Origin of the sequence: Maricaulis sp. (genome assembly GCF_048269565.1) — a bacterium.
Classification (GTDB): Bacteria; Pseudomonadota; Alphaproteobacteria; order Caulobacterales; family Maricaulaceae; genus Maricaulis.
The window spans coordinates 525,142-542,862 of sequence record NZ_JBLXIK010000001.1 but is presented as its reverse complement, the minus strand read 5'-3'; the positions used below and the strand labels follow the sequence as shown (position 1 = coordinate 542,862).

The following is a 17,721-nucleotide window of genomic DNA, read 5'->3' as shown; positions in this document are numbered from 1 at the left end:
CCTCACTGAGGGAGCTGTTCCAGAACGGCTTCCAGCGCCTTCATATCGTCGGGCAGCTCGCTCTCGAAGCGCAGGTCGACTCCAGTGACGGGATGCTTGAAGCCGAGGATTGCGGCATGCAGCGCCTGACGGCGGAAATCGCGCAGGAAAGGATCGCAGATATCCGAGCCGAGCAGGCGGCCACGCTTGGAACCATAGACCGGATCACCAAGCAGGTGGCAGCCGATATGGGCCATGTGGACACGAATCTGGTGCGTGCGTCCGGTCTCGAGCCGGCATTCGATCTTGGCGGCGAGCCCGGCGCCGACCGAGGCGTGCGGGTCCTGGCCATAGCGTGCCATCGTCACATAATTGGTGATCGCATGCTTGCCGGCCGTGCTGTTCGGATCGTGTGGCACCTCAAATTTGGTGCGGTCGCGTGAGGAGCGCATCAATTGCGTCTCGATGCGGCCGTCCTTCGGGTTGGGCGAGTGGCGGGTGAAAGCGATATAGGCGCGCTCGACGGTGTGGCGCGAGAACTGGATCGTCATCCCCTTGTGCGCCGCATCCGACTTGGCCGCGACCATCACGCCCGATGTGTCCTTGTCGAGCCGGTGGACAATGCCCGGCCGCTCGACACCGCCAATGCCCGACAGCGAGCCGGCGCAATGGTGCAACAGGCCGTGCACCAGCGTGCCGGACCAGTTGCCCGGCGCCGGATGCACTGCGAGGCCGACCGGTTTGACCAGCACCACGAGGTCATCGTCCTCATACAGGATGTCGAGATCCATCTTTTCCGGCACCGGATCGGCGGCGACGGGCGGCGGCACGGTGAGGACATAGGTCGCATCGGCCATAACCTTGGCCGAGCAATCGCTCAGCACGACGCCATTGCAGGTCAGCTGGCCGCTATCGACCAGGGTCTTGAGCCGCGAGCGGGACAGGGTTTCGAACTGGGCGGTCAGCCAGCGGTCGACGCGCTGGCCGCGCGCCTCGTCATCCGCTGTCGCGGTGAGGATCTCTTCAGGTAGACTCATGGCGGGACAGTCCCTCAGGCGTAGCAGGAATGCAACGCACGCCTTTTTGCTGCGGTGCGTCAAATACCTGTCATTGCTTTGTCGGGGAAGTGTCACATCCAGCGCGTAGGCCGGGCGGGAACCAGATATGGCTGGCTATTCCGTACCGTGAACAGGGGACGTTCCATGACTTTCAAGGCCCATCTACTTTGCGCAGCTGCCGCGACCGCCGCGCTCGTTTTTGCTGCAGGCGCTCAGGCGCAAGAGTCCGAGGCCGCGGCCCCGGGCAGCAATGTCGAGATTATCCGCGTCACGACCCAGTTCCGCGAGCAATCCCTCGCCGATGTGCCCGTCAATGTCACCGCCTTTGATGCCGAATTGCTGGCCGCGCTTGATATCCAGGATTTCGAGGATCTCGCCGCCTTCACGCCCGGCCTGATCGTGCAGGAACAGAGCCCCAACAATACCGGCTATTCGATCCGTGGTATCACCACCGACAGTGGTGAAGCGACGTCGGAAACCCGCGTCGCGGTCTTCCAGGACGGTGTTTCCATCACCCGCTCGCGCGGCTCCTATATCGAATTGTTCGATATCGAACGCGTCGAAGTCGCCAAGGGCCCGCAGCCAACCCTGTTCGGTCGTGGCGCCCTGATCGGCGGGATCAACATCATCCAGAACAAGGCCGATGATGAATTCTCCGCCTCCGCGGAAATCGGCGCCGGCAATGACGGCCAGCGCGAAGTGCGCGGCCATGTCAATTTCCGCCTCGCCGAGGATTACGGCCTTCGCTTCGCCGTCGTCAGCCGCGAGCGTGACGGTTATATCGACAATGCCCTCGGTGGCCGCGCCCTGCAGGGTCGCGACACCTGGGCGGCACGTGCCGTGCTCTCGGGCCAGCCCAATGAGCGCTTCTCCTTTGACCTGATCGCCAATTACCAGGAAGACACGCCTCCAGGCACCTCCTTCAAATCGGGCACATTTCCGGTTCCCGGCGGCGATACCGATCCGTTCACGCCGGCGGCCCTGAACTCGATCGCCGGGTTTGAAGGCGACCGCGAACTCGGTCTCGAGCGGACGGTGCGCGGTGTTACGGCGCTGGCGACGCTCGATCTCAATGATGCCTGGACGCTATCCTCGATCACCGGCTGGCGCGATTTTGACTCGGTCGAGATCTTCGACCCCGAAGGCTCGGCCCTGCCCATGGTCGTGATCGGTGAAGACGCGACCGGCGAGCAGGCGAGCCAGGAATTCCGTTTCTCTTATGATAATGGTGGCCAGTGGACCGGTTCGGTTGGCGTGCTTGCCTTCCACGAAACCGGCACTCAGCGCATTCCGGTCGGGCTCAATGAAGCCCAGATCCAGGCCTTGCTGGCCCCGACACTGGCCGCCGGCTTCGGCGCCAGCGTGGCGCAGCTGGAAGGCCTGCTGGCGCTCAATGGCTTCCCGGGCGTGCAGCTGGCCAACCCCTATAACCCCTTCCCTTATTCCGTGGCGGCCCTGCTGGGTCAGGGCCAGCTGGTGCCGTTGCGCGACCTCTACGTCGAAGAGGGCTCCAACTCCGGCGAAACCACGTCCTATGACATCTTCGCCGATGCCTCCTATGAGGTGAATGATCGCCTGACGCTGACCGCCGGCCTGCGCTGGACCTATGAGGACAAGACCTCTTCGGGCTATGGCCGCAATATCGCCGGGCCGAATTTCGTCACCTTCGCCGATACGCTCATCTTGCCGGCCACGCCCGGCGGTGCGGAAGTGTCGCAATCGGGTGAGTTCGATGACTTCACCTGGCGTTTCGCCGCGTCCTACGCGCTCACCGACCAGATCAATACCTGGATCAGCTATGCCCGTGGACGCCGCCCCGATGTGATCTCGCTCGACAGCTCGTCGGCGAGCATGTTCTCGACCTCACCGGCGGAAATCGTCGACTCGGTCGAGGCCGGGGCTTTCTGGACCTTCGGCGCCGGTTCGGTGTCGGGCTCGATCTTCTATTCCGAATACGAGAATTTCCAGACCACCCGTTTCGACCCCAACCAGGTCAGCTTTGTTGTCGATAATGCCGGCAGCGCGACCCAGTATGGCCTTGAACTGCAGGGCGAATACGAATTTGGCGACCGGGTCAGCGCGTATGCGACCTATGCCTATAACTCGGCGACCTTCGATGACACCGATGATGCCGGCAATGCGCTGGAACTGGCGGGCAATACCTTCCGCTATGCGCCGGAACACTCCGCCTCGTTCGGACTGAATGTGAGCCTTGCCGAGGGCGATTGGGGCCGGGTGAGCTTCCTGCCGAGCTATAGCTGGCAGTCGCGCATCTATTTCGACAATGACAATGACCGCTTCGGCGGCATTCTCACCCAAAAGGCCTATGGTCTGCTCAATGCCCGCATCCGGTTTGAAACGGCCGATGAGCGCTATCATGCCGAAATCTATGGCTCCAACCTCACCGATGAGGCCTATCTGATCGATGCCGGCAATACCGGCGGTTCCTTCGGTATCCCGACCTTCATCGCCGGTTCGCCGCTGCTCTGGGGTGCGCGTATCGGCATGGACTTCTAGGCGCGCGCATTCAGGCGCCGATTACAGGGGAGGGCGCGCCACGCACAGGCCTGGCGCCGGCGCGCCCTTCCTTGCAACTTGCAAAGCGACTCGCCTTGCTGCCGTGATCACGCAACAATCCCGCCTCACGCGGGTATAGGCAGCGGGCAAACCGTCGGTAGGGGAGAATGAAATGAGCAAGATGAAGCTGACGCGGCGTGCCGCACTGATGGGCGCTGCAGGCACCTCCCTCGCCGCTGGGGCCTGTGCGCCGCGTATTGATGTCTTCCAGCCAGCCAGCACGGATGGCCCGTTCCGTCATGGTGTTGCCTCCGGCGATCCGGATCAGACGAGCATCATGCTGTGGACGGCCCTGACCAATGATGGCGGCGGCTATCGTGGCGTCGAGGTCGCGACCGATCCGGCGTTCGACAACATCGTATTCGAGAGTGGTGAGGACATCCGCTATGTCATGATGCAGCGGCTGGGGACGCTGAAGGTCCTGGCGACCGGGCTTGAGCCGGGCCGCGCCTATTTCTACCGTTTCCGTCTCGACGATACCTATTCGCCGGTCGGCACGACGCGCACCCTCCCGGCCGGTGCCGTCGACACCTATACGATCGGTGTGATGTCCTGTTCCAACTTCCCGGCCGGGCATTTCAATGTCTATCGTGAAGCGGCGGAGAATGGCGGCCTCGATCTCGTCCTCCACCTCGGCGATTATCTCTATGAGTACGCGATGGGCCAGTATGCGACCGGCAATGCCGAGGCGCTCAATCGTGTGCCCGATCCGGTGCATGAAATGGTCTCGGCGGCCGATTACGTCGCCCGCCACGCCCAGTACAAGACCGATCCGGACCTGCAGGCGCTGCACGCTGCTGCGCCGTGGATCATGACCTGGGATGACCACGAGACCGCCAATGACAGCCATCGCGATGGCGCCCAGAACCATAATGAGGGCGAAGGCAGTTGGGATGATCGCCGCACCGCCGCGCTGCGCGCTTGGTATGACTGGACCCCGACACGTGAGCCGGAAGGCGATAATCGCCAGCGCTATGGTGCCTATGAGATCGGTGATCTCGCCACGCTGGTGATGCTGGAATCCCGGCTGGTCGATCGCGATCCGCAAATCACGCTCGACAGTTTCCCGGTGCCTTCGGACGCCGATGACAGCGATCCGGAAGTCCTTGCTGCGGTCGCTGCCTGGAAGCGCGATGTCGTCGGTGAGGAGAGCCGCACCCTGCTTGGTGCCGAACAGATCGCCGGCATTCGTGACGCCTGTGCGGCCTCGGTTGCGGCCGGCAAGCCGTGGCGCATTCTCGGCAACCAGGTGATCATGGCGCGGGTCAATTTCCCCAATTTCGCCACCGAAATGCCGGCCTGGCTGCGCTGGTTTGTGACGCGGGACAGCGAGTTTGCGCGCAATTTCATCATGCGCACCCGGTTCGAAGTGCCGTTCAATCTCGATATGTGGGATGGCTATCCGGCCGAGCGCGAACGTCTTTATGCCGCGCTTGAAGAGGTCGGCGCTGATGTCATCACCGTCACCGGCGATGTCCATTCCTTCTGGGCCAATGACCTGCTCGATGCCAATGGCCGCCGTGTCGGCACCGAACTGGTCGGCTCCTCTGTCACCAGCCCGGCGCCCTTCTCCGGCTTTGAAGCGCCCGGCGTCGACTACGGCAAGATGCTGCGCGAGGCCAATAGCGATGTCGCCCGGTGCAATATGGTCGATCATGGTTATATCCGGCTGACCCTGACCCCGAACGAGGCGTTGGCCGATTTCGTTACTGTCGACACGATCGACAGCCGCGACTATCGCGCGGGCCTCGACAGCCAGTGGCGGATGCGCCCGGCGATGGGCGGCGAGGTGTCGATGGCCGAACGGGTCGGTTAGGGCGTCAGAACGTCAGTCTGAACCCGGCCCGGGCGCGCTGCGCGAGTCCGTCCGGGACTTCGGCCATCCGGGCGTGCGCCGGCCAGTTGTCTGCGGCCGCGAGGATCTCGCCGAGTATCCGCCTGAGCTTGGCCGGCTTGATGTCGGCATAGCGTGCGAAGCTCAGCAGGTCCTCAAGTTCAAAACCCCTAGTCTTGCCGGCCAGCGACATCTGGTGCTGATACGTCCACTGGCCATCGGGGTTGTGGGCGTAGACGACATCGAAGGCCGGCGCGAGCCGCCACTGGCCGGTCTTGTCCATCAGATAGGCGATATTCTTGACGTGGTCGTCCTGGTTGCGGATGACGATATTGAGCAAGGCGCGGCGTACCTGTTGCTCGATCGCCTCGGGGCCGAGGCCGAGCAGGCGGATGGTCTCGATTGCCTGTTCATAGGAATAGGCGCGCGGCAGGTTGAAATCGAAATGCCGCATCGCGCACAGCGACTGCATGTGCAGTTTTCCGCCGGTGTCGGTACGGTCAAAGCGCCGGGTCATGAAGTGGGCGCGGCCACCTTCCTCGTGCAGGCGCGAAGGGCTCATCTCGATACCGGCTTCAAGCGCCAGCAGGTGGCAGGCATATTCCAGCCGGCCATAGCCGAGCGGGTCGGCGATTTCCTTGTCGGCATTGCCGCTGACGCCATCGAATTTCACCAGCCAATGGGTGAAGCCGGATCCGGTTTCGACCTGGCCGGAGTGAAATTCGCCTGTCGTTTCGTTCCAGGCCAGCACCGCCTTGGCGCGGGCGCCGCCGGCCGAGGTGCCGACGCGCAGGATGTCGCGCAGGGCATCGTGATCGTTCACGCCATCAAACATGCCACCGAGGGTCTGGCGGTCGTGGATGACACGTGCGGCCAGTTCGACCAGTGGTGCAATATCGACCGCCCGCCCGGTCTGACCCGGCGCGCCGCGCGAGGGTTCGAATTCCAAGGCGCCCATGCCGCGCGTGCCGGTATAGCAGAGCCGCTCGACCGGGTTGAAACTGTCGGGCGTGCGGCCCTGCTCGGCGAGCCAGCGATTGATCAGAAGATTGCCGAACTTGTCCGGCAGGCTGTCGGCGAGCAGGCCGGGCAGGCCCTTGAAGGTTTCGCGGGGCAGGGCGGGGAAGTCATAGACGCCGCGCCGCAAGGGCATGGTCAGCGGCGCGACCTCGATGCGCGAGGCGGCAAATTCCGGTGTGTATTCGAACACGGCGACATCACGGGCCGCATCCCAGACGACGGCACCGATCATCCGGCCCCACAGATTGACCCTGGCGCGGGTGTTGGGTGTCTCGCTCATTGGTCGGGCCCGTCATCCCAGCTCCACGGCGCCGGGTCCGTCTTGCGCTCGCGGACGCGCTGGCGGCGCTGGCCGGTCTCGCTCATCGGGTCGAGCGGGCTGAGCGCGGCATCGGGGACGAGGTCGGCCAAGCGGTCGGTGAGGTCGAGCGCCTGCAGCACGCGGACCAGTGTGTCGATCGTGCCGCTGGTGCCAGCCTCAAGCCGCATCAGCGTCGAGCGGGAAATTCCGGCCTTGTCCGCGAGGTCGGCCTGTTTGATGCCACGCGATATCCGGTAGGCTTCGAGGCGGATGCCGAGAGACTCGATGATCCGGGATGTTGGCTGAGAACTCTTTTCGGAATGTTCCATGATTGCTACATTAACTCATCTTTGCGCGTTAATGTAGCAATTTCGCGACTTTTAAGCAATCTTATAAAGATTCATAATTGACGCATTATGGCGGTATTCGCCAACAATGCGTCAATCATGCTGCCTTCAATGGAGAGATTGGTCAGGCCTTTTCGGCGAGACGCATGAAACGGTCGCGCAGATTGGCGTCGGTCTTGAACTCGCCGGTGAAGGTCGAGGTGATGGTCGACACATTGGGATGGTGGACGCCGCGTGTGGTCATGCACTGGTGTTTGGCGTCGATGAAGACCGCGACGCCGCGCGGTTGCATCGCGTCGTTCAACGCACCGGCAATCTGCGCTGTCATGGTTTCCTGGGTCTGCATGCGCTTGGAGAAGATCTCGACGACGCGGGCAATCTTGGAAATGCCGACAACGGCGGCCGACGGCAGGTAGGCGACGTGCGCGACACCCATGATCGGCGCGAGGTGGTGTTCGCAATGGCTCTCGACATCGATATTGGTCAGCATGACCATGTCGTCATAGCCCTGCACATCCTCAAAGGTCTTGCCGAGTGCGCTGGCCGGGTCGGCACCATAGCCGGAGAACCATTCTTCCCAGGCTTTGGCGACACGTTTGGGGGTGTCGAGCAGGCCTTCGCGGGCCGGGTCATCGCCAGCCCAGGCGATCAGGGTGCGCACGGCTTCCTCGGCCTCGTGACGCGAGGGACGGGCAGGCGTGGTTGCGGGCATGCGTGCAGATTCAGGTGTCACAGCGTCCATCTCCATGGATCCTTTCGTTGTCGGGTCGGCTCTGCCTGTTGGATGCAGATTCCGTAGTGCCGGTTTCCGGATCGGGGATGGTCAGGTTGGTGCTTTCGCAGCCAAATCCGTATACCCACCGTGTCCACGCTTGCGCGCAGGGAAGCATTTAGGCCTTCCCTGCGGCAATTCCAATGATATGACCGCACCCGAGCATTACTTTTTTCAGCACCGACCCATCGAGCGAACGGAAAATCCCCATGGCATCCCTCACCCTTTTCGACACGATGGCCCGTCACAAGCGCCCGTTCGAACCGATCGATCCGGACCGGGTGACGATGTATGTCTGCGGCCCGACGGTTTATAACTACGCCCATATCGGCAATGCGCGTCCGGTCGTCGTCTTTGACGTCCTGTTTCGTATTCTACGTCGGGAATTCGGGGTGGATCACGTCGTCTATGCGCGCAATATCACCGATGTTGACGACAAGATCATCGCCGCGGCCAAGGATCTCGGCGAACCGATCTCCGAGATCACCGAAAAATTCGCAGCGATTTACAACGCCGACATGGCGGCGCTGGGGGCCTTGCCGCCGACCATAACGCCCAAGGCGACCGAGCATATTGGTCCGATGATCGGCATGATCCAGTCCCTGGTTTATGGCGGCCATGCCTATGAGGCGGACGGGCATGTCCTGTTCGATGTCGATTCCTATGAGAAATACGGCAAGCTCTCCAATCGCGATCTCGACGAGATGATCGCTGGCGCCCGCGTGGAGGTGGCCTCCTACAAGCGCAATCCGGCCGATTTCGTGCTGTGGAAGCCGGCCGCCGATGACGAGCCGGGCTGGGACAGCCAGTGGGGCCGCGGCCGTCCGGGCTGGCATCTGGAATGCTCGGCCATGACGGCGGCGCATCTCGGCGACACGATCGATATCCATGGCGGCGGCGTCGATCTCGTCTTCCCGCACCATGAGAACGAGATTGCCCAGTCGGTCTGCGCCCATGACGGTGCGCCGATGGCCAATTACTGGCTCCATAACGGCTTCCTCACCATGGGCACCGACAAGATGTCGAAATCGCTCGGCAATGTTCAGCTCGTTCATGACCTCACGGAGCGCTATTCCGGCGAGGTGCTGCGCTATGCGCTGCTGACGGCGCATTACCGCGCGCCGCTGACCTGGACCACCGACCTGCTGACCAAGACCCGCCGGGCACTGGATCGCATCTATGGCGTGCTGCGCCGGCTCGGCGATGTCGAAGCTGCCGAGACCGGGGCACCCGAAGCCTTCCTCGAGGCGCTTTATGATGACCTCAACACACCAAAGGCGCTGTCGGAACTGTTCCAGATCGCCGGCGAGGCCAACAAGGCCGAAACTGACGAGGCCAAGGCCAGCGCCAAGGGTGAGCTGCTTGCTGCCGGCGCACTGCTCGGTATCGGCCAGGGCGACCCGGATGAATGGTTCGGCCTCAATGAACTCGATGCCGCCGAACGCGCCGCGATCGATGATCTGATCGTCAAGCGCCAGATCGCCCGCGAGACCAAGGACTGGGCCGCAGCCGACGCCGTGCGCGCCGAGCTGACGGCGCTCAATGTCCAGGTCGATGACGGCCCGGAAGGTTCCACCTGGCGCAAGCTGGAGCAGGCCTGATGGCGCTGACCGGTTTCAACGTCCTGGTCCAGGTCGAGGATGCCGTCGGTGAGGGCTTCGTCACCTATGGTGTCGTCGCTGCCGACAAGGGCCAGGCCTGCCAGCTCGCCGCCGGCGCGGCCCAGGCCGAGGGTTTCTGGAATGTCGAGATCGACGAGGCCTGGTGTCCCGAGGACGTTGATCCGGCCGATCTGGGCGATATCCCCGAAGTGCTCGGCCGCACCGAGCCGACCTATCTCGACGAGGATGAGCTCGACGAAACCGATGAGCTGGCTGCGGATGATGATGAGGAATAGGGTCGCCACCTGATCGGTATCGTCGCACCCGCCGCGCACATCTGGCGCTGCAGCGCAAAAACGCCTACATTCACCGCGTGATGACAGACGATCTTTATTCCAACGCCGTTCTTCGGCTCGCTGCGGATATTCCGCGCATCGGACGCCTGGCGCGGCCGCAAGCCTCCGTGCGCAAGGTCTCGCGCCTGTGCGGCTCGGAGGTCGAGCTCGATGTCATCGTGCAGTCCGGCCATATCGCCGATCTCGCCCTGCGGGTGAAAGCCTGCGCGCTGGGGCAGGCCTCGGCCTCGATCCTGGCCCGTGCGGCGGTCGGCGCCTCGCTGCGCGAACTGGAACTGGCGCGCGACAGTCTCAAGACGATGCTGAAACAATCCGGCCCGGCCCCGCGTGGCCGTTTCGCCGAGCTGCAATTGCTGCAAAGCGCGCGCGCCTATCCGGCGCGGCACCAGTCGATCATGCTGGCCTTCGATGCCGCCGTCGAGGCGGTGACCCGTGCGACTGCGACCCGCCTCGCAACCCCGCTGACCGGCTAGGGTTGTTCGTACCTGCCCAGCCGGCAGGATGAAGCGGACAGCCCGGAAAAAGCAGACAAACCCAACCTCATTTCAATGCGGCCGGCCGCGCGCCTCTCATCTCGACAGTGGACAGGGCGCGGTGCGGCGTTAAAAGGCTTGAATCCAAATGCGTTCGAGCGACGGGATAAACAAGGCCAAGGGGCCGATGGGATGGCTGATGGTTGGCGCGATCCGCGTCTATCAATACAGCCTGTCACCGGTCTTCTACGCCTTTGGCGTGCGGTGCCGCCATGAGCCGACCTGTTCGGCCTATGGTATCGAGGCGATCCGCGCCCAGGGTGGCTGGCGCGGCTTCTGGCTGACCTTTGGTCGGCTTGGACGCTGCCGTCCGGGTGGGAGCCATGGCTTCGATCCGGCCCCGACTGTTCGCACGCAGGTGCCCTGGTGGGCGGTCTGGCGTTTCAGATCCCGCCCGATGCTCGACACTTCGGACCCGCTTCCGCCGGCAGGCCGCGCCGACGACAAGGACGTAGACCAATGATCAATATTACGCTTCCCGATGGCTCCAGCCGCGAATTGCCCGATGGCGCCACGCCGATGGATCTGGCCGAGGACATCTCGAAATCCCTCGCCAAGGTTGCGGTGATCGCCAAGGTGAATGGCGATGACTGGGATTTGATGCGGCCGCTGCCCGGCAGCTGCTCGGTTTCGCTGGTGACGCGAAAGGATGACGAAGCGCTCGAGGTTATCCGCCACGATACGGCGCATATTCTCGCCCAGGCGGTGCAGGAGCTCTTCCCCGGCACGCAAGTCACGATCGGTCCCTCGATCGAGGACGGCTTCTATTATGATTTCGCCCGCGACGAGCCTTTCTCGACCGAGGATTTCGCCGCGATCGAAAAGCGCATGGCCGAGATCGTCGATGCCGACCTGCCCTTCGAGCGCGAGGAGATGGAGCGCGATGCCGCCATCGCCCTGTTCGAGAAAATGGGTGAGACCTACAAGGCCGAGCTGATCCGCGATCTGCCCGAGAGCGAAACGATCACGATCTATCGCCAGGGCGAGTGGTTCGACCTGTGCCGCGGGCCGCACCTGCCCTCGACGGGCAAGATCGGCAAGGCCTTCAAGCTGATGAAGGTCGCCGGTGCCTATTGGCGCGGCGACCACCGCAATGCCATGCTGCAGCGCATCTACGGCACGGCCTGGGCCGATGACAAACAGCTCAAGGCGCATCTTTTCCGCCTGGAAGAGGCCGAGAAACGCGATCACCGCCGTCTCGGCCGCCAGATGGAATTGTTCCATTTCCAGGAAGAAGCCCAGGGCCAGGTCTTCTGGCACCCGGCCGGCTGGCGTCTCTATCGCACGGTGACGAGCTATATGCGCCGGCGCCTGGAAGCCTCCGGCTATCAGGAAATCCGCACGCCGCAGCTGATGGACCGGAAATTCTGGGAAGCCTCGGGCCATTGGGACAAGTATCGCGAGAACATGTTCATCTCCTCGATCGACCAGGAAGAGAAAATCCTGGCCGTGAAGCCGATGAATTGTCCCTGCCATGTCCAGGTCTTCAACCAGGGCCAGAAATCCTATCGCGACCTGCCGCTGCGCCTGGCCGAGTTCGGCTCCTGTCACCGCTATGAGCCATCCGGCTCGCTGCATGGACTGATGCGCGTGCGCGGCTTCGTTCAGGACGACGCCCATATTTTCTGCACCGTCGACCAGATTGTCGACGAGGTGAAGGCGTTCTGTGAATTGCTGAAGTCGGTCTATGCCGATTTCGGCTTCGAGGAACCGCGGGTCAAGTTTGCTGATCGTCCGGAGCAGCGCGTCGGCGCCGACGAGGTCTGGGACAAGGCCGAGGCGGCGCTGCGCACGGCAGCCGAGGCGTCCGGCCTCGATTTCGAATACAATCCCGGCGATGGCGCGTTTTATGGTCCCAAGCTGGATTTTGTCGTCAAGGATGCGATCGGCCGTGAATGGCAGACGGGCACGATCCAGTGCGATTTCAACCTGCCCGAACGCCTCGATGCCCACTTTATCGGCGACGATAATGACAAGCATCGTCCGGTGATGCTGCACCGTGCCGTGCTCGGCTCGCTGGAGCGTTTCCTCGGTGTGTTGCTGGAAAACTATGCCGGCAAGCTGCCCTTCTGGCTGGCGCCGCGCCAGGTCGTGATCGCGACGATCACCTCGGACGCCGATCCCTATGCCGAACAGGTTCTCGCCGCTATGAAAGCTGCAGGCCTGAATGCCGAGACCGATCTTCGCAATGAGAAGATCAACTACAAGGTTCGCGAACACTCGGTCGGCAAGATCCCGGTGATTGCCGTGATTGGCCGCAAGGAAGCGGAGGAGGGCACGCTCGCCCTGCGCTTCCTCGGCGAAGAGGGCAAGAAGCAGGAGGTCCTGCCGCTGGCCGAGGCGATCACGCGCCTGTGCGAGGATGCCCGCGCACCCGACCTGAAGCGCGGCTGATGTGAGGCAGGCGGCACCAATGATGGCGAAGGGGCAAGGCAGGGTCGGCTGGGTGGCGGTCCTTGCCTTCGTCCTTGCCTTGCCCTGGTCCATCGCCGGTGCCGGCCTGTTGCCGCCCTTTCTGGTGCTGCTGGCGATCATCGCCTTTCCCGTCGATCCCAGGTTCTGGCGGCCGCGCGCGGTGTCGATGTCGCTCGTCTTCGCCGGTCTCTTTCTGGCCTGGGTCGGGATCAGCTTTCTTTGGTCGCCCTATGACAATCCGGAACAACTGCCCAAGACGCTGATCGGCATCCCGCTCTATGTCCTGCTGGTCTTGCGGATCGGCGGCCTGCGCGGCCGCTGGCAGGTCCGCACCGAGGCATCGATTATCTTCCTGGTGATCGCGCTGGGCCTGTTCCTGCTCGCCGAGAGCCTGACCGGCGGCGCCATGACGCGTGCCTACAAGGTCGCGGTGGAGGGCTATGATGGGCTGCCGGAAGCGCATGTGATGAATTATGTCAATCGCGGTCTCGGCCACGCGACCGTGCCGCTCTTGCTGCTCGCCGGCCCGGCCGCCCTGATCGCATATCGCGCAGGCGGGCTGGTCGTGGGCGTGGCGGTGATGCTGTTAACCGCCGTGGCCGCCATTAGTTTCGGGACCGAGGTCAATGCGGTTGCTTTCGTGTCCGGCGGCATCGCTGCGGTCGTGACCGCATTCTGGCCCCGCCGCATGATTGCGGGTCTTTTCGGACTTGTTGCCGGCGGCGTCATGACCGTTCCCGTGGTGCTGCCGGGGCTGATTGCGGCGATCCCGCCGGCCTTGCGCGACTTCTTGCCGCTCTCGTGGGTCTGGCGCCTGGAGATCTGGACCTATGTCAATGAGCTCATCCGGGAAAAACCGCTGTTCGGATACGGGCTGGACGCATCGCGACCGCTGAACGGCGAGATGGAGCTGGCCGGTCTTCAGATTGAGAGGCTGCCACTTCACCCGCACAACGCCAGTCTGCAGGTCTGGTTAGAGACAGGCCTCATAGGCGCGGTGCTGTTGTCTTGTGCGCTGATCTTCCTCGGGGGGCGCATTGCGAGTGCGCCAAGATTGAGCCGGGACCAGGCAGTCGCAGCGGCCTGGGTGCTGGTCACCTATGTCTGCCTGGTTCTTTTCTCCTATGGTGCATGGCAAGAGTGGCATCAGGCCGCCGCCGCCCTGGCGGCGACTGCTGTTCTTTTTCTCGGTGCCCGGAAGCCCGCTCGATGAGCCAGACCCGTCTCAGTGTCGTCACCGTTTCCTGGATGACCGGCCCGCATCTCATGGAGGCGGTCACCGCTGTGCTGGCCGCGCCCGGTGTCGACGAGTTCGTGATGGTCAGCCACGAAAACCCGCCCGACGTGGTGCAGGGCCTGCGCGAGCTGGCGGCATCTCATCCCGAATTTGTCCTGATCGAAACGGATGCCAATCTCGGCTTCTCCAGGGGCTGCAATATCGGCGCCCGGGCCGCGAGCGGAGAGCTGGTCCTGTTTCTCAATCCCGATGCCATCCTCGCGCCGGGCTCGGCCCTTCAGCTCAAGCAGTCGGCGCTGGCGGCGACACAGCAGCCCTGGATCATCGGTGCGCGTATCCTCAACCAGGATGGCAGCGAACAGGCCGGTGGACGGCGCGGCGAGCTCACCCCGTACACGGCCGCTGTCAGCTTCCTGCGTCTCGACCGCCTGATACCCGGCCTGCAAAGCCTGCACTGGGAACGCCGGGAACTGCCGGAGACGATGGTGCGTGTACCGACCGTGTCGGGCGCCGCCCTGATGATGCGCAAGGCGGATTTCCTTGCCATTGGCGGTTTTGACGAGCGCTATTTCCTGCATGTCGAGGATATCGATATCTGCCGCACTGTTCGCGAGGCCGGCGGCGAGGTCTGGTTCGAGCCGCGCGTCGATATCCTGCATTTTGGTGGCACCAGCCGGTCCAGCCCGATGCGGGTCGAGACCCACAAGGCGGCGGGCTTCGTCAAATATTTCTGGAAATTCTATCCCGGTCCGCTGCAGCGGCTGGCGACGATTGTGGCCATCGTTCCGATCTATGGCGCGATCTGGGTGCGCGTCGTCTGGCTGTCGCTTCGCGGCCGGATGCGCGTTGCGCGCGGCGATGGCGACGATCAGGCCTGAGGTTTCGGAAATCCGCCGGCGCGCTTGAGGGCTGAGTCGACGGGGTGTTTCAGCGCTACATCCTCCAGCCATTTCGCCGTCGCGATCATGCGGTCAAGGTCGATCCCGGTCTCGAACCCGCCGCGTTCGAGCATGTAAACCACGTCTTCCGTCGCGACATTGCCCGTCGCCGCCGGCGCAAACGGACAGCCGCCAATCCCGCCGCACGAGGCATCGATTACATCGATGCCGGCATCGACCGCCGCGGCGATATTCGCCATCGCGGTGTTGCGCGTGTTGTGGAAATGCATCCGCAGCCGCATATCGCCGCTCTGCGCCCGCACGATATCGAGCGCCTTGCGCACGCTCCACGGATCGGCGACGCCAATCGTATCACCCAGCGCAAACTCGCAGGCGCCCGCCGCCCTGGCCCGCGCCGCCAGCTCGCCGAGGATCTTCGGATCGACCTCGCCATCGAAGGGATCACCGAACGCCACCGACACCGTCACCGAAACCGGCACGCCCTCGTCATGGGCGAGGATGGCGATCTTGTCGAACAGGTCGGCGGTCTGCTCCGGCGTGGCGTTCTGGTTCCTGAGGCCAAAGCCGGGCGAGGCGACCATGACATAATTGATCTCGTCGCAGCCGGCCTCGAGCGCCCGCCGCAGGCCGCGCTCATTGAGCGCCAGCCCGATATATTTCACCCCGTCGAGCCTTGGTGCCAGCGCCATCACCTCGGCACTGTCGGCCATCGCCGGCACCAGTTTGGGATGGACAAAGCTCGCCGCCTCCATCCGGTTGACCCCGGCATCGATCAGCCGCGAGATGAATTCGATTTTCAGCTCGGTCGAAAGCAGGACCGGATCATTCTGCAGGCCATCGCGTGGCCCGACTTCAACGATTTCAATCTTGCGGGTCATTGGGGAGCTCCGGCAGGCAGCGAGTGAAGAATATGGCCAACACTGTCTCGTCACCGCGGGAATAGTTGGTCCCGGAGGCGAGGCTCAAGTGGCACACTTGTAGCCGTTCAGTCCAACTCAGTCGGGCGCGTCTCTCGCGATCAGCGCTCGCCCAAGGTGGCTCAATCGGCGCCGCAGACGCGAATTCCGGTCTCCAGCTATTCTCAGTGATTTCCTCGGCAATCTCGAACGCGGTGCGGCCAGTGGCAAGGAGGTCGGCCTTGAGCTGGTCGTCCCGCGAAAGGTCGAGCACCAGCATCGTCGGGTCTTGACGGCCCTCCGCGAAGGCCAGCGCCTCCTCCGCCGAGCCCAGCATCGTGTCCGTGCCCAGCGAGAAGACCAAGCTCGGTTCGGTGTAGGACGACGCGGTGACGATATCGCCCGGCGCGATGCCGGCGATGGTCTGCGAATAGCTGCGTGCGGCGCGCACCTGATCGGCGAGACGGACTGCATAGGCGTTGGGGGCCGCAGCGCCGCGCGCCATCACCTGCCAGCCGAGACCGGCGGTGACGGCAAGGCACAGCATCAGCACCAGCGAGCGTCCACGCGCCGCCATAAGCGCCGCACCGCTCAGCCCGGCGAAGATCGCGGCCGTGAGGAAAACAATCGCTGCCGTCGCGGGATCAAGCCCGAGCTGGAAGCCGCCCTCAAACCCGCCCAGCGAAAGCCGCACCGCATCCCAGCTGGCATTATTGCCATAGACGACAAACAGCACCGGCATCACGATCGCGAACACCAGCCCGGCAAAGGCAAACAATCCCCAGCTGACCCATTTCTGCCAGGCGGCAGCCTTGGCGAGTTCCATCAATCCCCAGCCCGCAATCAGGGCGAGGGCGGGGTAGGCGGGCAGGACGTAGTGCGGCAGCTTGGTCGGCAGGATTTCGAACACCAGCCAGACCGGGACCGCCCAGGCGAGGAGGAAGCGTGCGGCGGCGGCAGCCTGATCGCTGTCCTTGCCGCGCAGGGCATTGGCGACGCGTCCGGCACCGGGGATCAGGAAGAGGATGGCGGGGAAGAAGAGCAGGGGCAGCAGAAGGAGGTGATAGCCGAACATGCCGCCATGGCGTTCCGCCGCGCCGACCAGTTTGGGGGCCATGTCATCGCCGATCGCCTGGCGCAGGAAACCCCCATCGGTGGCGATCTGGATCGAGATCAGCCAGGGCAGGACCATGGCAATAGCCAGAAGCGGGCCGGGCCAGAACAATAGCGGCTTCATCCAGCGCGCCTTGCGCTCCCAGATGAACAACACGATCAGCGCCAGCCCGGCGGCCATCGGCGTCACCGGCCCCTTGATCAGCGCGCCCAGGCCGATGGCGAACCAGAAGATGATCGCGGTCTTCCGGCCGCCCGCGCCAAAGCGCAAATTCGCCAACGCCGCCATCGCCAGCGTCGTGCAGCCCACCAGCATCGCGTCGGTCTTGGCGATGCCGCCTTCAATGCCCAGCAGGACAGTGACCGCAAACAGGGCCGCACCGGCAAAGGCCGCCTCGCGTCCGATCAGCCTCTGTCCGCCCCAGAAACAGGCCAGTGCCGCCAGGATCACGCCCAGTAGGGAGGGCAGGCGGTAGGCCCAGATCTCGCGCGCCTCGGCGCTGGAGAAGGCGGCGACGCTGGCGGCCTGCATCCAGTGAATGCCGACGGGCTTCTTGTTGCGTTCCTCGTCGAGAAAATTGATGCGGACGAAATCGCCGCTTTCGAGCATTTGCGCTGTCGCCTGGGCGAAGCGGCTTTCGTCGCGGTCGAGCGCCGGCATGGTGAAAATGCCGGCCAGCGCCGAGAGGGCTGCCAGCAAGCCGATGATGATATAGGCGCGAATTCCCTTCGCCAGCTCGGCCATGAAAGTCTCCAATGGTCGCGGGGCTGTGAAACCCCTCG

General features: G+C 63.6%; 15 protein-coding genes. 9 read left to right on the top strand and 6 right to left on the bottom strand.

What is annotated here, in order from left to right; genetic code table 11:
• Nucleotides 1-2: 2 nt before the first annotated feature.
• Nucleotides 3-1,016, bottom strand: coding sequence for an RluA family pseudouridine synthase (locus tag ACN0YL_RS02740; protein WP_417496945.1), 1,014 nt, complete (start codon nt 1,014-1,016; stop codon nt 3-5).
• Between the two features lie 165 nt (nt 1,017-1,181).
• Between ACN0YL_RS02740 and ACN0YL_RS02735 the strand changes: the two genes are divergently transcribed.
• Together ACN0YL_RS02735 and ACN0YL_RS02730 are read left to right on the top strand one after the other, a co-directional pair.
• On the top strand, nt 1,182-3,554 hold the full coding sequence (locus ACN0YL_RS02735; RefSeq protein ID WP_417496944.1) for a TonB-dependent receptor: 2,373 nt from the start codon (nt 1,182-1,184) through the stop codon (nt 3,552-3,554).
• 172 nt (nt 3,555-3,726) lie between these two features.
• Nucleotides 3,727-5,430, top strand: a complete 1,704-nt coding sequence (locus ACN0YL_RS02730; protein ID WP_417496943.1) for an alkaline phosphatase D family protein — start codon at nt 3,727-3,729, stop codon at nt 5,428-5,430.
• A gap of 4 nt (nt 5,431-5,434) precedes the next feature.
• On the opposite strand, the gene ACN0YL_RS02725 is transcribed toward ACN0YL_RS02730, so the two are convergent.
• The 3 genes from ACN0YL_RS02725 to folE all read right to left on the bottom strand — a co-directional run bounded on the left by ACN0YL_RS02725 (nt 5,435) and on the right by folE (nt 7,858).
• The gene (locus ACN0YL_RS02725) at nt 5,435-6,748 is read right to left on the bottom strand and encodes a type II toxin-antitoxin system HipA family toxin (protein ID WP_417496942.1); all 1,314 of its coding nucleotides are present in this window, start codon (nt 6,746-6,748) and stop codon (nt 5,435-5,437) included.
• The gene (locus ACN0YL_RS02720; protein WP_417496941.1) at nt 6,745-7,098 is read right to left on the bottom strand and encodes a helix-turn-helix domain-containing protein; all 354 of its coding nucleotides are present in this window, start codon (nt 7,096-7,098) and stop codon (nt 6,745-6,747) included. Before ACN0YL_RS02720 ends, ACN0YL_RS02725 begins: the two co-directional genes overlap by 4 nt.
• Nucleotides 7,099-7,240: 142 nt before the next feature.
• The gene (gene folE, locus ACN0YL_RS02715; protein ID WP_417496940.1) at nt 7,241-7,858 is read right to left on the bottom strand and encodes a GTP cyclohydrolase I FolE; all 618 of its coding nucleotides are present in this window, start codon (nt 7,856-7,858) and stop codon (nt 7,241-7,243) included.
• A gap of 239 nt (nt 7,859-8,097) precedes the next feature.
• Here folE and cysS point away from each other — a divergent pair, with 239 nt between their 5' ends.
• The 7 genes from cysS (at nt 8,098) to ACN0YL_RS02680 (ending at nt 14,908) form a co-directional block, all read left to right on the top strand.
• Nucleotides 8,098-9,489 (top strand): cysteine--tRNA ligase, encoded by a 1,392-nt coding sequence (gene cysS, locus ACN0YL_RS02710; protein WP_417490670.1) that lies wholly within the window; start codon nt 8,098-8,100, stop codon nt 9,487-9,489.
• Nucleotides 9,489-9,785, top strand: coding sequence for a hypothetical protein (locus ACN0YL_RS02705; protein WP_417490671.1), 297 nt, complete (start codon nt 9,489-9,491; stop codon nt 9,783-9,785). The genes cysS and ACN0YL_RS02705 overlap by 1 nt, the downstream gene beginning before the upstream one ends.
• A gap of 80 nt (nt 9,786-9,865) precedes the next feature.
• A complete protein-coding gene (locus ACN0YL_RS02700; protein ID WP_417490672.1) occupies nt 9,866-10,318 on the top strand; it encodes an iron-sulfur cluster assembly scaffold protein in 453 nt (150 codons plus the stop codon).
• A 148-nt stretch (nt 10,319-10,466) separates the two neighbouring features.
• The gene (gene yidD / locus ACN0YL_RS02695) at nt 10,467-10,841 is read left to right on the top strand and encodes a membrane protein insertion efficiency factor YidD (protein WP_417467247.1); all 375 of its coding nucleotides are present in this window, start codon (nt 10,467-10,469) and stop codon (nt 10,839-10,841) included.
• On the top strand, nt 10,838-12,772 hold the full coding sequence (thrS, locus tag ACN0YL_RS02690; protein ID WP_417496939.1) for a threonine--tRNA ligase: 1,935 nt from the start codon (nt 10,838-10,840) through the stop codon (nt 12,770-12,772). Before yidD ends, thrS begins: the two co-directional genes overlap by 4 nt.
• A 19-nt stretch (nt 12,773-12,791) precedes the next feature.
• Entirely contained in the window at nt 12,792-14,006 is a 1,215-nt protein-coding gene (locus ACN0YL_RS02685; RefSeq protein ID WP_417496938.1) for an O-antigen ligase family protein, read from the top strand.
• Nucleotides 14,003-14,908, top strand: a complete 906-nt coding sequence (locus ACN0YL_RS02680; protein ID WP_417496937.1) for a glycosyltransferase family 2 protein — start codon at nt 14,003-14,005, stop codon at nt 14,906-14,908. Before ACN0YL_RS02685 ends, ACN0YL_RS02680 begins: the two co-directional genes overlap by 4 nt.
• Here the strand turns inward: ACN0YL_RS02680 and ACN0YL_RS02675 are convergent.
• Nucleotides 14,899-15,807 carry a hydroxymethylglutaryl-CoA lyase gene (locus tag ACN0YL_RS02675; RefSeq protein WP_417496936.1) on the bottom strand — a complete coding sequence of 303 codons (909 nt, stop codon included), beginning with the start codon at nt 15,805-15,807 and terminating at the stop codon, nt 14,899-14,901. The genes ACN0YL_RS02680 and ACN0YL_RS02675 overlap by 10 nt on opposite strands.
• A complete protein-coding gene (locus tag ACN0YL_RS02670) occupies nt 15,791-17,683 on the bottom strand; it encodes an ArnT family glycosyltransferase (protein WP_417496935.1) in 1,893 nt (630 codons plus the stop codon). Before ACN0YL_RS02670 ends, ACN0YL_RS02675 begins: the two co-directional genes overlap by 17 nt.
• Between the last annotated feature and the right edge of the window lie 38 nt (nt 17,684-17,721).

What these genes read in the sequence shown, in the direction of transcription:
- ACN0YL_RS02705 (WP_417490671.1), top strand. Translation starts at nt 9,489, where the DNA reads ATGGCGCTGACCGGTTTCAACGTCCTGGTCCAGGTCGAGGATGCCGTC.
- ACN0YL_RS02740 (WP_417496945.1), bottom strand. Translation starts at nt 1,016, where the DNA reads ATGAGTCTACCTGAAGAGATCCTCACCGCGACAGCGGATGACGAGGCG.
- ACN0YL_RS02670 (WP_417496935.1), bottom strand. Translation starts at nt 17,683, where the DNA reads ATGGCCGAGCTGGCGAAGGGAATTCGCGCCTATATCATCATCGGCTTG.
- ACN0YL_RS02685 (WP_417496938.1), top strand. Translation starts at nt 12,792, where the DNA reads ATGATGGCGAAGGGGCAAGGCAGGGTCGGCTGGGTGGCGGTCCTTGCC.
- ACN0YL_RS02675 (WP_417496936.1), bottom strand. Translation starts at nt 15,807, where the DNA reads ATGACCCGCAAGATTGAAATCGTTGAAGTCGGGCCACGCGATGGCCTG.
- folE (WP_417496940.1), bottom strand. Translation starts at nt 7,858, where the DNA reads ATGGACGCTGTGACACCTGAATCTGCACGCATGCCCGCAACCACGCCT.
- ACN0YL_RS02725 (WP_417496942.1), bottom strand. Translation starts at nt 6,748, where the DNA reads ATGAGCGAGACACCCAACACCCGCGCCAGGGTCAATCTGTGGGGCCGG.
- ACN0YL_RS02735 (WP_417496944.1), top strand. Translation starts at nt 1,182, where the DNA reads ATGACTTTCAAGGCCCATCTACTTTGCGCAGCTGCCGCGACCGCCGCG.
- cysS (WP_417490670.1), top strand. Translation starts at nt 8,098, where the DNA reads ATGGCATCCCTCACCCTTTTCGACACGATGGCCCGTCACAAGCGCCCG.
- ACN0YL_RS02680 (WP_417496937.1), top strand. Translation starts at nt 14,003, where the DNA reads ATGAGCCAGACCCGTCTCAGTGTCGTCACCGTTTCCTGGATGACCGGC.
- ACN0YL_RS02730 (WP_417496943.1), top strand. Translation starts at nt 3,727, where the DNA reads ATGAGCAAGATGAAGCTGACGCGGCGTGCCGCACTGATGGGCGCTGCA.
- yidD (WP_417467247.1), top strand. Translation starts at nt 10,467, where the DNA reads ATGCGTTCGAGCGACGGGATAAACAAGGCCAAGGGGCCGATGGGATGG.
- thrS (WP_417496939.1), top strand. Translation starts at nt 10,838, where the DNA reads ATGATCAATATTACGCTTCCCGATGGCTCCAGCCGCGAATTGCCCGAT.
- ACN0YL_RS02700 (WP_417490672.1), top strand. Translation starts at nt 9,866, where the DNA reads ATGACAGACGATCTTTATTCCAACGCCGTTCTTCGGCTCGCTGCGGAT.
- ACN0YL_RS02720 (WP_417496941.1), bottom strand. Translation starts at nt 7,098, where the DNA reads ATGGAACATTCCGAAAAGAGTTCTCAGCCAACATCCCGGATCATCGAG.